General features: G+C 70.8%; 13 protein-coding genes. 4 read left to right on the top strand and 9 right to left on the bottom strand.

Annotation, left to right across the window (positions count from 1 at the left end; genetic code table 11):
* The first annotated feature begins 253 nt into the window (after positions 1 to 253).
* From ACV7NL_RS13010 to ACV7NL_RS13000, 3 genes are read left to right on the top strand one after another with little or no spacing between them, the layout of a single operon-like run.
* On the top strand, positions 254 to 1,483 hold the full coding sequence (locus ACV7NL_RS13010; protein WP_463355892.1) for a CaiB/BaiF CoA transferase family protein: 1,230 nt from the start codon (positions 254 to 256) through the stop codon (positions 1,481 to 1,483).
* Positions 1,480 to 2,265 (top strand): enoyl-CoA hydratase, encoded by a 786-nt coding sequence (locus ACV7NL_RS13005; RefSeq protein WP_056182714.1) that lies wholly within the window; start codon positions 1,480 to 1,482, stop codon positions 2,263 to 2,265. Before ACV7NL_RS13010 ends, ACV7NL_RS13005 begins: the two co-directional genes overlap by 4 nt.
* Positions 2,266 to 2,282: 17 nt before the next feature.
* On the top strand, positions 2,283 to 2,813 hold the full coding sequence (locus tag ACV7NL_RS13000; RefSeq protein ID WP_247634724.1) for a gamma carbonic anhydrase family protein: 531 nt from the start codon (positions 2,283 to 2,285) through the stop codon (positions 2,811 to 2,813).
* 44 nt (positions 2,814 to 2,857) lie between these two features.
* Here ACV7NL_RS13000 and ACV7NL_RS12995 read toward each other — a convergent pair whose 3' ends face one another.
* From ACV7NL_RS12995 to ACV7NL_RS12960, 8 genes are all read right to left on the bottom strand, one after another.
* A complete protein-coding gene (locus ACV7NL_RS12995; protein ID WP_463355891.1) occupies positions 2,858 to 4,252 on the bottom strand; it encodes a hypothetical protein in 1,395 nt (464 codons plus the stop codon).
* A 185-nt stretch (positions 4,253 to 4,437) separates the two neighbouring features.
* Positions 4,438 to 4,779 (bottom strand): monovalent cation/H(+) antiporter subunit G, encoded by a 342-nt coding sequence (gene mnhG, locus ACV7NL_RS12990; RefSeq protein WP_056182705.1) that lies wholly within the window; start codon positions 4,777 to 4,779, stop codon positions 4,438 to 4,440.
* Complete coding sequence (locus tag ACV7NL_RS12985) at positions 4,776 to 5,060, bottom strand: K+/H+ antiporter subunit F (RefSeq protein WP_056480275.1); 285 nt, start codon at positions 5,058 to 5,060, stop codon at positions 4,776 to 4,778. Before ACV7NL_RS12985 ends, mnhG begins: the two co-directional genes overlap by 4 nt.
* A gap of 13 nt (positions 5,061 to 5,073) precedes the next feature.
* The gene (locus ACV7NL_RS12980; protein WP_056480272.1) at positions 5,074 to 5,562 is read right to left on the bottom strand and encodes a Na+/H+ antiporter subunit E; all 489 of its coding nucleotides are present in this window, start codon (positions 5,560 to 5,562) and stop codon (positions 5,074 to 5,076) included.
* Positions 5,559 to 7,160 (bottom strand): monovalent cation/H+ antiporter subunit D, encoded by a 1,602-nt coding sequence (locus ACV7NL_RS12975; protein ID WP_463355890.1) that lies wholly within the window; start codon positions 7,158 to 7,160, stop codon positions 5,559 to 5,561. Before ACV7NL_RS12975 ends, ACV7NL_RS12980 begins: the two co-directional genes overlap by 4 nt.
* Complete coding sequence (locus tag ACV7NL_RS12970; protein ID WP_463355889.1) at positions 7,157 to 7,570, bottom strand: Na+/H+ antiporter subunit C; 414 nt, start codon at positions 7,568 to 7,570, stop codon at positions 7,157 to 7,159. Before ACV7NL_RS12970 ends, ACV7NL_RS12975 begins: the two co-directional genes overlap by 4 nt.
* Positions 7,570 to 10,491, bottom strand: coding sequence for a monovalent cation/H+ antiporter subunit A (locus ACV7NL_RS12965; protein ID WP_463355888.1), 2,922 nt, complete (start codon positions 10,489 to 10,491; stop codon positions 7,570 to 7,572). Before ACV7NL_RS12965 ends, ACV7NL_RS12970 begins: the two co-directional genes overlap by 1 nt.
* A 637-nt stretch (positions 10,492 to 11,128) precedes the next feature.
* Positions 11,129 to 11,395 (bottom strand): hypothetical protein, encoded by a 267-nt coding sequence (locus ACV7NL_RS12960; RefSeq protein WP_463357123.1) that lies wholly within the window; start codon positions 11,393 to 11,395, stop codon positions 11,129 to 11,131.
* A gap of 542 nt (positions 11,396 to 11,937) precedes the next feature.
* Here ACV7NL_RS12960 and ACV7NL_RS12955 point away from each other — a divergent pair.
* Positions 11,938 to 12,801 (top strand): transporter, encoded by an 864-nt coding sequence (locus tag ACV7NL_RS12955; protein ID WP_056483335.1) that lies wholly within the window; start codon positions 11,938 to 11,940, stop codon positions 12,799 to 12,801.
* A 33-nt stretch (positions 12,802 to 12,834) separates the two neighbouring features.
* Here the strand turns inward: ACV7NL_RS12955 and ACV7NL_RS12950 are convergent, their stop codons facing one another.
* Positions 12,835 to 14,145 (bottom strand): EAL domain-containing protein, encoded by a 1,311-nt coding sequence (locus tag ACV7NL_RS12950; RefSeq protein WP_463355887.1) that lies wholly within the window; start codon positions 14,143 to 14,145, stop codon positions 12,835 to 12,837.

The raw sequence follows: 14,145 nt of genomic DNA, 5'->3' as shown, positions 1-14,145 counted from the left end.
TGTGCTCGTCGGAAACCCAGGCGCAGCACCACGTCATCCCGGGGCCGCGCAGCGGAGCCCGAGATCCAGAGCCGCCGACGGCGTCAGATCCTGCACCTCCCGAGTGTCTGGATTGCACGCCTCCGGCGCGCCGGAATGACGGCGTGGTGCCCTGCGAGCGAGGCGAGGAGATGCGGGCGGACTTTGCCGCCGTCAGCGACATTCCAGCCGGCGGGCTGCGCCCGATTCCGGCACAACACAGGAACCCGGCACGATGGACCAAGCCGTGCACGACACCCTCACCCCGCGCCCCCTGCCCCTCGCGGGCCTGCGCGTCCTCGACGTGACGCAGGTGATGGCCGGTCCGGTCTGCAGCATGCTGCTGGCCGATCTCGGGGCCGACGTGATCAAGGTCGAGCCGCCCGGCACCGGCGACCAGACCCGGGGCGCCATGGGGTTCAAGATGAAGGGGCCCGACAGCATGGGCTTCCTCAACATGAACCGGAACAAGCGCAGCCTCGCCCTCAACCTGAAGAGCCCGGCCGGGCGCGACCTCCTGCTCGACATGGCCGAGACCGCCGACATCGTGGTCGAGAACTACCGCCCCGGCGTCATGGCCCGGCTCGGCCTCGGTTACGAGGCGATGCGGGCGCGCAATCCGGGCCTGATCTATGCCAGCATCTCGGGCTTCGGACAGTCGGGTCCCTGGGCCAAGCGCCCGGGCTACGACCTGATGGCCCAGGCCATGTCCGGCGTGATGAGCGTCACAGGCCATCCCGGCGGGCCGCCGGTGAAGGCCGGCGTGCCGGTGGCGGATATCGGCTGCGCGCTGTTCGCGGTCTATGGCATCCTCAGTGCGTATATCGGCCGGCAGGTCAGCGGCGCGGGCCAGTACATCGACGCGTCGCTGTTCGACTCGGCCCTGGCCTTCTCGATCTGGGATACGAGCGAATACTGGGGAACCGGCCGGATTCCGGAGCCGCTCGGCACCGCCAACCGCATGAGCGCGCCCTATCAGGCGGTGCGGGCGGCGGACGGCTACTTCGTCATGGGGGCGACCAACCAGAAGCTCTGGCGCCTGCTCTGCGACGTGCTCGGGCGCGAGGACCTTCTAACCGACGAACGTTTTCGCGATATCGCCGGGCGGCTTGCCCACCGAGAGGCCCTGATCGCCGCGCTGGAGACGAGCTTCGCGGCCAGGAACGCCGAGGATTGGGTGAGCGATCTGCTCGCCGCCGGCATTCCGGCCGGGCGCATGAACACCTACCCGGAGGCCTTCGAGAGCGAGCACGGCCGCCACCGGCAGATGCGGATCGAGGTGCCGCACCCGATCGAGGGCAGCGTGCCGAATATCGGATTTCCGGTGAAGCTCTCGGGCACGCCCGCCGAGGTGCGCCGGCACGCGCCGCTGCTCGGCGAGCACACCGACGAGGTCCTGCGCGAGTTCGGGCTGACCAGCGAGGCGATCGCGCGCCTGCGCGACAATGGAGCCTTCGCCGCATGACCCGCCCCGCCGATGACGGCGCGGTCCGCTACCGGGTCGAGGGCGGCGTCGCCCATCTCACCTTCGACCGCCCGTCGGCCCGCAACGCGATGACGTTTGCGATGTACGAGGCCCTCGCCGAGGCCCTGGGGCGGATCGAGGCCGACCCGGCGGTGCGGGTCGCCGTGCTGCGCGGCGCCGGTGGCAAGGCCTTCGTGGCCGGCACCGACATCGAGCAGTTCGTCGGATTCACGGGACAGGACGGCGTCGCCTACGAAGCCCGCATCGACGGCTACATCGCCGGTCTGGAAGCCGTCCGGGTGCCGACCGTGGCGGTGATCGAGGGCTTCGCGGTGGGGGGCGGCCTCGCCATCGCCAATGCGTGCGACATCCGGATCGCCGAGGCCGGGGCGCGCTTCGGCGTGCCGATCGCCCGGACCCTGGGCAATTGCCTGTCGCCCGCCAACCTGCGCCGCCTGACCGCGACCCTCGGCCCGAGCCTCGTCGCCCGCATGTTGCTGCTGGCCGAGATGCCCAGTGCCGAGACCCTGGCGCCGCTGGGCTACCTCGCCGCCGTGGTGGCGCCGGACGCCCTCGAGGCGGAGGTCGCCGGCATCTGCGACCGGCTTCTCGGCCATGCCCCCGTGACCCTGCGGGTGACCCGTGCGATGCTGCGCCGCCTCGCCCGGGACGCGGAAGCGGACGCGACCGACCTGATCGCCGAGTGCTACGGCAGCCGGGATTTCGCCGAGGGCGTCGAGGCCTTCCTGGCCCGGCGGCCCGCCGCCTGGACGGGCACCTGAACCCGGATCGGATCGCCATGACCCTCTACGCCCTCGGCCCCCATCACCCGCAGCTCGCCGAGGCGGGCCGCGTCTGGATCGCGCCCGGGGCGCACGTGATCGGGCAGGTCCATCTCGGCCGCGACGTCTCGATCTGGTTCGGCGCCACCCTGCGGGGCGACAACGACACCATCCGGATCGGCGACCGCTGCAACATCCAGGACGGGGCGGTGCTGCATGTCGATCCCGGCTTTCCCCTCGATCTCGGCGACGACGTCACCGTGGGGCACCGCGCCATCGTGCATGGCTGCACCATCGGGGCCGGCACCCTGATTGGCATGGGCGCCACGATCCTCAACGGCGCCCGCATCGGCCGCAACTGCCTCGTCGGCGCCAACGCGCTGGTGACCGAGGGCAAGGAATTTCCCGACAACAGCCTGATCGTCGGCGCCCCCGCCCGGGTCGCCCGGACCCTCGATGAGGCCGCCGCCGCCCGGCTCGCCCGCACGGCCGAGAGCTACGTCGCCAACGGGCGCCGCTACCGCGAAGAGCTTCTGGCGCTCGGCTGACACGCCCGCTCGACGAACGGGCGCGCCCGCGCGGAACGCCGGCGTCAGTGCCGGGCGAGCGCCGCCTTCAGGCGCACGGGATCGACCCGCGTCAGCACCACCTCGCTCGATCCGTCGCCCGCGAAGCTCGCGAAGGCGAAGCGGCCCTGGTCGTCCCAGGCATCCGAGCCCGTGTGGACGTTGAGCCGCTCCAGGCGGGGATCGAGGTCGGCGAGGCTGCACAGGCGGGTCGCGGCGCCCGTCGCGAGGTCGACTTCGTAGAGCGAGGACGGCCCTGTGCCCGGGACGTAGCTGGTCACCGCCGCATAGGCCGTCCGGCCGTCGGGGGCGACCTGGAACATCCAGAAGAAGCTGGCGGTCCAGTCGAGCGTCACCCGGCCGAGGGCGGTCCAGGTTTCGGGCGTTCCCGCCGCGGCCTCGGTGAAGCGGTAGAGGTAGCCCTTGTCGTCGGCGGCGTAGCAGAGCCCGCGTGCGGGCAGGCAGCGGCCGACCTCCAGGGCGCGCGGCGCCTGCAGGGCGAAGTCCGGCCGCGCCACCATGCCCTGATGGGGATCGTAGCTGTAGAGGTGGCCGTAGATGGCGGGGTCGTGCGCCGGCCCGGTGAGCGGGTTGCCGGCCGAGAAGTAGAGGCGCCCGCGCGCATCGGTGAACATGAAGCGGCCGGTATAGACGAAGGGGCGATCGTAGGCGGCGGGCCGCCCGAGGGACGCGGTGGTGCCGGCGACGACGTCGTAGCGGACGATCTCGGCGGTCGGCACCACCGCGCCGTAGATCACGTTGCGCGCGGGATCGCCGGCCAGCGTCACCAGGCTGCCATGCGGCAGGCCGGTGCCGCCCGGCTCGGCGGCGCTGAGGTCGGTGAAGCGGGCCGTGGCCGGGTCGTAGGCGTAGAGGTGGAAGCCGCGCCGGTCGCGGTAGCCGTCGTCCAGTGTCGAGCGGTCCATGGTGCCGACATAGACCTTGCCTCCGAACCACAGCGGCCGGGTGTGGAACTTCTCGGCGGTCTCGCCGGGCTTCCAGTTGCCGGCGGCTTCCGAGGCGGACCGGGCATCGCCGGCGAGCCGCAGCGTGTCGCTGCCGGCCGGCAGGCGGTACAGGGCCGCGTTGGTGCGGTGGTCCATTCCGGCGACGTAGAGGTCGCCGTTCGGGGCCGAGCCCGTCGCGTGCCAGCTCTGGGTCGGGTGCAGCCCGTTCGGCGTGTCCGGCAGGGTCCAGAGATGGACCCCGTCGAGGCGCCCGGCGACCCCGGATGTCGCGACTTCGGTCGGGGCGACTTCGGCTGGGGCGATCTGGGCAGGCGCGCGGTTGGCCGGTGTGGAGGTCGGCTGGTCGGGAGCCGACGCGGCCGGCGCGGCCAGGGCGGGGGCGGGACGCGTGTTCGCGGCGAGGAGTCCCGCGAAAGCGAGCCCCAGGGCGGCAGTGACGGCATCGAGGCGCATGCGGGGGGCTCTCCGGGACGGGACGAACGCGCTGTCCGAACGGGGTGTCGGGGCCTTTGTCGGAATCTGGGTGTCGAGATCTGGGTATCGCGGCGTTGGGCGCCGGGTTTGCCGACGGACCCTGATCCACCCGGAAGGTGGCGGCATCCGGGCGCCGTCCGGGCGGGTGCCGGAGCCCTGCCGGATCAGAGTTCGGGCGGCGCGCCGGGATTGCCCTCGTGGCGGTCGCGCTGGGCGGCGGCCCGGGCGAGGACCAAGAGGGTGACCGGGGTCGTGATGGTGAGAAAGATGCCGATCAGGGCATCGCGCAGGACGAGGCGCCCCTCGATCAGCGACAGCAGCACCATCGAACTCGTCAGGATCAGGGCCATGCCCAGGGTGGCACCGAGCGTCGGCGCGTGGACGCGCTCGTAGAACGTGCGCAGGCGGATGAGGCCGAGGGCACCGGTCAGCGAGAAACCGGCGCCGGTGATCGCCAGCGCGACCACCAGCCAGGCCGCCCAGACGGGCAATGCCGCGCCGGTCACTGGATCACCTCGCCCTGCATCAGGAACTTGGCCAGCGCCACCGTGGCGGTGAAGCCGACCATGCCGAGGATCAGCGCCGCTTCGAAGTAGAGGCCGCTGCCGGTCCGCATGCCGTGGACCACGATCGCCAGCATCCCGTTGAGGTAGAGGGTGTCGAGGCCGAGGATCCGGTCCTGCGCGCGCGGGCCGCGCAGCATCCGCCAGGCGGCGATGGCCATCGCCAGCACCAGCATTCCCTGCGCGAGGCCGAGCCCCCCATCGAGCACCGCGATGGCCGTCATGCCGGAAACTCCATCAGGAAAAGATCGTCATGAGAGGGCGCTCGTAGCGGTCTTTGACCCGCCGCACCCATTCGTCCCCGCCGGTCTCGTCGAGTACGTGCAGGAGCAGGCTCCCGCTCTGGGAATCGTACTGGACCCAGAGCGTTCCGGGCGTGCCCGTCAGGATGATCGACAGCGCCGCGAGTCCGAAGGGATCGCGCAGGTCGAGGGGGATCGTGACGAAGCCGGTCCGTCGCTCGCCGCGGCGGAGCCCGAGGATGATCCTGGCGACGTCGATGTTCGAGCGCACCATGTCGTAGACCACGAGTCCGGCAAGCCGCACGAGGGTGCCGGGCGCGCGCACCCGGACCGCCGGGGGACGTAAGGCCCGCATCACGGCGGGAACCGCCAGGCCGACGAGGAGCGCCAGCACGGCGCTTCCCGGGGTCAGCGGCGCGTTCAGCAGGAGCCAGGTCAGGGCGAGGCCGAGCGACAGCCAGGGATAGGGCAGCAGCCGCGTCACGATCCGGCGCCCTCCTGGTTGCCGAGCACGGCCTGGATGTAGGCCTGCGGCTGCGCGAGCCAGCGCACGGTCTCGTCCGCGTAGGCGAGGGCCGGACCGCCCCAGAGGGCGAGCGCCATGCAGGCCGCGAGCAGCCCGGCCAGGGCCGCGAACTCGGTGGGATGCAGCACCGGCGGCGGGTCGTCGCTCGGAACCCAGAGGGTGAGGATGCCGAGGCGCACCAGCGGCATCAGGGTGCCGAAGCTCGACAGCGTCAGGGCGGCGATCAGGGCCCAGGCCGAGGCCGTGATCGGGCCGCTGGCCAGCCCCGTGAACAGCGCGAGTTTGCCCACGAACCCGGCGAGCGGCGGAAGGCCGGCCAGCATCAGCGTGCAGACCACGAAGCCGCAGCCCAGGATCGCCACCGCCGCCGGAAACGCCCGGCCGATCTCGGTCGCGTCGGCGTCGTCGAAGGGATCGCGGTACTCGTCCGCGAACACCGCCTGCCGGGCCTCGCCCGGGTCGCGGCCGCGTTGCAGGATCTCGGCCAGCAGGAACAGGGCGGCCGCCGCCAGCGTCGACCCGAGGAGGTAGTACAGCGCTCCAGCCAGCGCCCGGTCGCCTCCGGTGCCGAGGGCGGCCAGCACCGTGCCGGACGAGATCATCACCGCGTAGCCCGCCGCCCGGGTGAGGTCGCGGGCCGCCAGCAGGCCGATGGTGCCGTACGCCATGGTCGCCAGCCCGGCGGCCAGCAGCCAGGTCTGTCCGAATCCCTGCGAGGTCCCGGCGCCGAACAGCAGCAGGCTGAGGCGGACCACCACGTAGATGCCGACCTTGCTGAGGATCGCCAGGATCGCGGCCGCCGGCGCGCTCGCCGCCGCGTAGGTCGTCGGCAGCCAGAACCCGAGCGGCCAGGCGCTGCACTTGATCAGGAAGGCGATGCCCAGCACGGCGCAGCCGATCTCGAACAGGGCCGGTTCGGTCGCCGAACCGGCGAGCCGACGGGCGAGGTCGGCCATGTTGAGCGTCCCCATGGTGCCGTAGATCAGGCTGACGCCGACGAGGAAGAACAGCGAGGCGACGAGGTTCACCGCGATGTAGCCGAGCCCGGCCCGGATGCGGACCTCGCCCGAGCCGTGCAGGACGAGGCCGTAGGAGGCGGCCAGCATCACCTCGAAGAACACGAACAGGTTGAACAGATCGCCGGTGAGGAAGGCGCCGTTGACGCCCATCAGCAGCAGCAGGAACAGGCCGTGAAAGCGCGGTCCGGCCCGGCCCCAGCGGGCGAAGGAGAACACCAGGGCGCACAGGCCGAGCACGCTGGCCAGCGCCAGCATCAGGGCCGAGAGCCGGTCCGCCACCAGCACGATGCCGTAGGGCGCGGCCCAGTTGCCGAGGCGGTAGACCTGCGCGCCGGCCTCGACGCGCCCGACCAGCACGAGGGCGATGCCGAGCAGGACCAGCACCGTGCCGAGGCTCAGGGCCGCCTTCAGGCGGCGCCGACGCTCGTCGAGCAGGAACATCAGGCCCGCCACCGCGATCGGCAGCACGACCGGCAGCACCACGAGATGATCCGACCAGGCGGTGTCGGCGGAGGCAGTCAGGATTGCGGGACTCATGATTGCGGAAATTTCGGGAGCGGGAAGTCCGGCTGCGGGAAGTCCGGCTGCGGGAAGTCTGGCTGCGAATCGGCCTGATGCGGCTCGCGACCGTCCACGTGGTCGCTGCCGGTGATGCCGCGGGCGGCGAGCAGGACGACGAGGAACAGGGCCGTCAGCGCGAAGCTGATCACCACGGCGGTGAGGACCAGGGCCTGCGGCACCGGATCGTCGACGGAGACGACCTCCGCGCCTGCCCCGAGCACCGGCGGCGCCCCGACGGTGAGCCGGCCCATGGCGAAGATGAACAGGTTGACGGCGTAGCTCAGGAGCGAGATCCCGAGCACGACCTGGAACGTCCGCGGCCGCAGCATCAGCCAGATGCCGGAGGCGGCGAAGACGCCGATTCCCAGCGAGAGCACGATTTCCATCAGGCAATCTCCCTCTCGGCGGCCCGTTCGGCCTCGGCCTCGACGGTGCGGGTGCGGCGCAGGGACTGGTGCGCCAGGGCGACCAGCATCAGGGCGCTCGCCCCCACCACCAGGACCATGATGCCGAGATCGAACAGCAGCGCGCTCGCCACCGGCACCTTGCCGAGCAGCGGCGGCTCCCAATAGGCGAAGAAGGCGGTGAGGAAGGGGCGCCCGAACAGCCAGGAGCCCGCTCCCGCCAGGACGGCGACCAGCAGGCCGATGCCGATCCAGGAAATCGGCTGGATGCGCAGGCGCGCCTCCACCCACTCGGCCCCTTGCGCCATGTATTGCAGCATGAACGCGATGGTGAGCGTGATGCCGCCGGCGAATCCCCCGCCCGGCAGGTCGTGCCCGCGCAGGAACAGGTGCAGGGCGAGCAGGACGATGAAGGGGAACAGCCACGTCATCACCACCCGGGGGACGAGGAGCGCGTCGGCGGTGGTGTCGCCGGGGTTGCGGCCGGCGCGGGTGGCGTCGTGGCTGACCTGCTGCCGCGGCCGCTCCAGGCTGTCGGCGGCGGGGCGGAAGCGGCGCAGCAGGGCGAACACCGTGAGGCCGACGATGCCGAGGACGCAGATCTCGCCGAGGGTGTCGAAGGCCCGGAAATCGACCAGCAGCACGTTGACCACGTTGCGCCCGCCCGCCTTCGGGTAGGCCTCCTCCACGAACCAGCGGGCGATGCCGTCGACCGCCGGCCGCGTCATCACCGCGTAGGCGAGGCCGGCGAGGCCGAGCCCCGCGACGGCGGCGATGCCGAAATCGACGATGCGCCGGCGCCGGGCCCGCGCCGTTTCGGAGGCCGGGACCGGGATCGCCGCGTCGCGCTTCGGCAGCCAGCGCAGGCCGAGCAGCAGCATGACGGTGGTGACGATCTCGACCAGGATCTGGGTCACGGCGAGGTCGGGGGCGGACAGCCACAGGAAGGTCAGGCAGCTCACCAGCCCGGCGCCGCCGACGAAGATCGTGGCCGACAGGCGATGGTACTTCGCCCGCTCCGCCGCCCCGATCGCGCAGGCCGCGCCGACGAGCCACATCAGCGCGAAGGCGGGATCGAAGGCCGTGCTGCGGCCGGGCGCGAACAGGTCGAGGCCCCGGATGGCCCCCGCCGTCGCGGCGGCCAGCAGCACGGTGAGGAAGAGGATGCGCAGCTGCACCTGGAGGCGCTCGCTGCCGAGGTGGCGCTCCCAGCGGCGGGCGCCGAGGACGAGGCCGGTCATCGTCCGCTCGAACAGCCGGCCGCCGTCGAGGCGGTCCATCAGCCAGGGACCGCCCCGGGGATTGGCGTTGATCCGCCGCCCGAACGCGCGATAGAGCGCCACCCCGCCCACCAGGGCGACGACGCTGAGGGCCAGCGGCGCATTGAAGCCGTGCCAGATCGCGAGGTCGTAACCGGGCGTGCGCTCGCCGAGCACCGACCGGACCGCGCCGGCCAGCAGCGGACCGATGGTGAGGTTGGGCACGAGGCCGATGGCGATGCAGACCAGCACGAGCAGTTCGATCGGGATGCGCATCCACCGCACCGGCTCGTGGGGGGCGTGCGGCAAGTCGTGCGGCGCCGGGCCGAAGAACGTCTGGCGGATGAAGCGCACCGAGTAGAGCATGGTGAAGGCGCTCGCCAGGGTCGCCAGCACCGGCAGGGCGAAGTTCAGCAGGTGCTCGCCGGCATTGTCGACCGCCTCCGCCAGGAACATCTCCTTCGACAGGAAGCCGTTGAGGAGCGGCACGCCCGCCATCGCGGCGGCGGCCACCATGGCCAGCGTCGCCGTGTAGGGCATCGCCCGCCACAGGCCGCTGAGGCGGCGCATGTCCCGCGTTCCGGTCTCGTGGTCGATGATCCCGGCCGCCATGAACAGCGAGGCCTTGAAGGTGGCGTGGTTCACCGTGTGGAAGATCGCCGCCACCACCGCCAGCGGGGAGTCGAGCCCGAGCAGCAGGGTGATCAGCCCGAGATGGCTGATCGTGGAATAGGCCAGCAGGCCCTTGAGGTCGTGCTGGAAGATCGCGCTCCAGGCGCCCACCAGCATGGTCACCATGCCGGCGGTGCCGACGATCCAGTACCAACTCTCGGTGCCGGCCAGCACCGGCCAGAGCCGGATCATGAGGAAGATGCCGGCCTTCACCATGGTGGCCGAGTGCAGGTAGGCGCTGATCGGCGTCGGCGCCGCCATCGCGCGCGGCAGCCAGATGTGGAACGGGAACTGGGCCGATTTGGTGAGCGCGCCGGCCAGCACCAGCACCAGGGCGGGCAGGTAGAGCGGGCTCCGGCGGATCGTGTCGCCCGAGGCGAGCACCACGGCGAGGTCATAGCTGCCGACGATCTGGCCGATCAGCACCATGCCGACGAACAGGCAGAGCCCGCCGGCCGCCGTGATGGTGAGCGCCATCCGCGCCCCGTCGCGCGCCGACGCGTTGTCGGTCCAGTAGCCGATCAGCAGGAACGACACGATGCTGGTCAGCTCCCAGAACACCACCAGCTGGATCAGGTTGCCGGCGAGCACGATGCCCAGCATCGCGCCCACGAAGGCGAGCAGGTAGCTGAACAGGCGCGGCACCGGGTCTTCGGCGGCCATGTAGTAGCGCGCGTACAGCACCACGAGCGCGCCGATCCCCAGCACCAGAACGGCGAAGAGCCAGGACAATCCGTCGAGCCGCAGGACGAAGCGGACGCCGAGCGTCGGCAGCCAGTCCACCGTCCAGGCGACGGTGCCGGAGCCGGCGATCGCCGGATACAGGAGCCCGATGCAGACGAGGGACGCCACCATGACGAAGCCGGCCAGGATTGCGGCGGCGTTGCGCGCCTGTCCGGGCAGACAGATCGCGACCACGCTGCCGAGGAAGGGCAGGATCGCGGCGGTGGCGAGAAGGAGGTGTGGCGGCATCAGCTCGGGCAATGGCAGGCGCGGTCGGACACGGGCAATCCCTTCGGCGGCACGCTCCTGAGGGGTGCCCGCCTGCCTGAGGGGGACCCGCCTGGATTGGAGGGGAGCGCCATCCTCGATACCGAGGTCGGCAGGGTGAAGCGGCGGCAGCGCGGACACACGCCACGGTCGGTATAGCCAGGGACGGGCGCAGTGGCGAGCGCTGACCGCACGAGGCTTCATGAGCGCTCGCACTGGCATTCCAGCGGCTTGGCTGCGGGTGCGGCAGGGCTCACGCCCTCTTCGACCGGTCTTGGCTGAGATTGAGCAATGATTGAGCAATCTTGCTGCAGGACCTCCGCGCTTCACGCGCTGCTGATTGCCTGGAGACCCGCCTCGATCTGCCGGCCAACAACCTCGCCCTGGTGTTTGCCCGGAGCTGATGGGTCGCCGGGGCCGACGCGAACAAGAACCCCGCCGCGGCGCGAGCCGGGCGGGGTGTCGAGGTGCGGGTCGGGTCGGATTTGGTCGGGTCGGCTACAGGTTCAGGAGGGCCTGGGTCGAGCCGATCACCGTGACGGCGAGGCCGCCGGCGAAGGCGGCGATCATGGCGTAGGAGAAGCCTCTCAGCAGCATCGGGTGATCCTGCTCCTCCCGATCAGCAGCGGTTTCCGCCCGAGGTCTGGCCGTATTGCTGGGTCGGGAAGTTCTGCTGGTTGGCGTTGCCTTCGGCGGCCGAGCTCATCGGGCAATGGGAGGGGTGACGCAGGGGCGAGAGGCCGCGTCCGTCGAGGGATCCCGTGGTCTCGACGTCATAGGGCGAGAAGGCGGTGTAACGCGACGGGGCATCATAGTCCATGGCCGACGAGATCGGAGCAACGCCAAGGACAAGGGCGGTGGCGAGGGCGGCGATACGGGTCTTGATCATGGGTTCTGGTTTCCTTTTGCAGTACGAACCGTCCTGGCGGCCCGTTTCTCTGCGTATGAAACCAATATAGGGATCGTCTTTCCGCCATGACGTGCGACCAGGCACGTGGAGAGCCGGATTAAATCGCAGCCCAAGCCCAGCAAGATCTCGAGCCAAGCAAGATCTCGGCTGCTCCTTCCCGGCATCTGGTATACATTATCCAAAGTATCACCGGCGCCGGGGCGCGTCGATGCCCGGTCGTTCTGCCGGAGAGCTCACTTGTGTCGGAAAACCGACCTGGGCTCGGCGTCAGGGCAAGCGCGGCCGTTTCGACGGATGAAATCCGGACGGCCGTTCGTCTGAACAGCGTACGCCTGGCCGCCACGGCACCATCCCCGGGTGTCGTCCCGCGTTGCGGCCAGCAACGGGAGACAGGCGTGAATCGCAGCCCATCCAAGGTTAATCCCGCACCCGAGACCCGCGAACATCGCAGAGCTCCCCAGACATCGAAGGCCGGCGCTGTTCCGAAAGTCCGGGCGGCCGCAGCGTTCCTGTCGCTGATGGGCCGCCTGCCGGGCGGCATCGCCCTGCTGATCCTCGGTGACGCGCCCGCGATGGCGGGCTCCGCCGCCCAGCCGGGCCAGACCGTCGGCCTGCCGGCCGGGGCGCAGCTCCCGGTCGGGCTCTACTTCGTCAACACCTCGAGCTTCGGCGTCCGCAACACCCGACCGTTGGATTCGGAATCCAACGTCAACCTGCCGGCCTTCGTCTGGGCGACGCCCTGGAGCCTGTTCGGCGCCCGCCTCAACCTCATCGCGATCCAGCCCGTCGTCGCCGCGAGCCCACGCGGCACGCCCTATCAGAGCGGCATCGGCCAGCCGCTGCTCGCCGGCCAGCTCGCCTGGGACCTCGGCAACCATGTCGGGGTGAGCTACCTGTTCGGCGGATACCTGCCGATCGACACCCGCTTCCTGACGCAGAACGCGTCCTTCACCCACCGCTTCGCCGCGAGCTACACCGGCGACGGGCTGAACCTAACGGCCAACCTGCTCTACGGCATCTTCATCGACCCGATCTCGCCGCAGAAGTCCGTGTATCCCGACTATCTCAACCTCGACCTCACCGCGACGAAGAAGTTCGGCAAATGGGAGATCGGGCCGGTGGCCTTCGCGTCGACCGATCTGCCGACCCGGTTTCCCGGCTATCGCCGCCAGGGGCAGATCGCGGTGGGCGGGCTCGTCGGATACAATTTCGGGCCGGTGAACCTGCAGGCCTACGTTACGCGGGACGTGGCGGAGCGCAATTACGGTGGGCGCGAGACGCGCGGATGGCTCCGGGTCATCGTGCCGATCTACAAGGAGAGCACCAACGCGGCGGCCCCGTCCATTCCGTTGACGGGCCCGGCTCGGATCGCCCGCCAGTAGCGCTCTTCCCGCTTTGTGGGGCGCCCCCTCCGGTCAGGCGGTCAGCCGTAGCCCGGAGGGAGTGGCGGCCGGTGCGGGCCAGGTTGCGATGGCGGTCAGGGCGCCCGCCAGGGCGGTGGGCCGGCCGAAATGGTAGCCCTGGCCGAAGGCACAGCCCATCTGGCCGAGGAGGTCGGCCTCGGCCGCCTGCTCGATCCCCTCCGCCACCACCGAGACCGCGAGGTCGTCGGCCAGCCGCAGGATGGTCTGGACGATGCCCCGGCTGGTCTGGTCGGCCAGGAGCGTGCGCACGAAGGCGCGGTCGATCTTCAGGGTCGTGACCGGCAGGGTGCTCAGATAGCTCAGGGACGAGTAGCCGGTGCCGAAATCGTCGATCGCGATGCCGACGCCGGCCCGGCGGCACTCGGCGAGGGTGGCGGCGGCGCGTTCGGGGTTGTCCATCAGCATGCTCTCGGTCACCTCGATCTTGAGGTTGCCGGGGGCGATCCGCGAACTTTCGAGAAACTGAGCGATCATCTCCGGGAACGAGGCGCCGGCGAGGTCCCGGCCCGAGACGTTGACGGTCATGAACAGCGGCCCGTCGAGCGCCTGCGGGTTGCGGAGTGCGGCGTCCATCAGGTCGGGGAAGACACGCCCGACCTCCGCGAAGGCGTGTGCCGTCAGGTCGCCGATCAGTCCGGACGCCTCGGCCGCCGGAATGAACTCGACGGGCGGAACCAGTCCCCGGGTCGGATGGTGCCAGCGCATCAGCGCCTCGAAGCCGGCGAGCCGGCGCGAGGGCAGGCGGACGATCGGTTGGAAGAACAGTTCGAACTCGCCGTTGCGCAGGCCGGTGCGGATCTCGCTCTCCAGCGACAGGGTGCCGAGGGCCGCCGCGAAGGTCTCGGCTGCCACCGGCTCGCCGCTCTGCAGCGTCGGTGGCCCCGCCCCTCGCATCTGCTCGAGCATGCCCACGGTCTCGCGGTAGCGCGCCAGCACGACGCCGAGGCACATGCGCAGGATCGGGTCGGTCTGGGCGATGCGATGGGCGAGCTGTTCCTCGGTGATGACGACGAGCCGGCTGTCCTCCAGGGCCCGCACCGTGGCCGAGCGCGGCTGGTGGTCGAGAATCGCCATCTCGCCGACGATCTCGCCGGGGCCGCGATGGGATAGGACGAGGTCGCCGTCCGGGCGTTCCAGGACGACCTCCAGGCGGCCGCTGACGATCAGATAGGCGGCATCGCCGACGTCGCCGGCCGAGAACAGGCGCGCGCCTGCGGGCAGGACGTACTGATCCAGGGACGAGGAGAGCGAACTCGGCACGGATGAGATCCAGTTCGGGCGCAGTTCCGGCCCGAGCGCCAC

This window comes from Methylobacterium sp. Ger2507 (assembly GCF_055231875.1).
This window is presented reverse-complemented; position numbering and strand designations above follow the sequence as displayed.

What these genes read in the sequence shown, in the direction of transcription:
- ACV7NL_RS12995 (WP_463355891.1), bottom strand. Translation starts at nt 4,252, where the DNA reads ATGCGCCTCGATGCCGTCACTGCCGCCCTGGGGCTCGCTTTCGCGGGA.
- ACV7NL_RS12975 (WP_463355890.1), bottom strand. Translation starts at nt 7,160, where the DNA reads ATGAGTCCCGCAATCCTGACTGCCTCCGCCGACACCGCCTGGTCGGAT.
- ACV7NL_RS13005 (WP_056182714.1), top strand. Translation starts at nt 1,480, where the DNA reads ATGACCCGCCCCGCCGATGACGGCGCGGTCCGCTACCGGGTCGAGGGC.
- ACV7NL_RS13010 (WP_463355892.1), top strand. Translation starts at nt 254, where the DNA reads ATGGACCAAGCCGTGCACGACACCCTCACCCCGCGCCCCCTGCCCCTC.
- ACV7NL_RS12965 (WP_463355888.1), bottom strand. Translation starts at nt 10,491, where the DNA reads ATGCCGCCACACCTCCTTCTCGCCACCGCCGCGATCCTGCCCTTCCTC.
- ACV7NL_RS12955 (WP_056483335.1), top strand. Translation starts at nt 11,938, where the DNA reads ATGGGCCGCCTGCCGGGCGGCATCGCCCTGCTGATCCTCGGTGACGCG.
- ACV7NL_RS13000 (WP_247634724.1), top strand. Translation starts at nt 2,283, where the DNA reads ATGACCCTCTACGCCCTCGGCCCCCATCACCCGCAGCTCGCCGAGGCG.
- ACV7NL_RS12970 (WP_463355889.1), bottom strand. Translation starts at nt 7,570, where the DNA reads ATGGAAATCGTGCTCTCGCTGGGAATCGGCGTCTTCGCCGCCTCCGGC.
- ACV7NL_RS12985 (WP_056480275.1), bottom strand. Translation starts at nt 5,060, where the DNA reads ATGACGGCCATCGCGGTGCTCGATGGGGGGCTCGGCCTCGCGCAGGGA.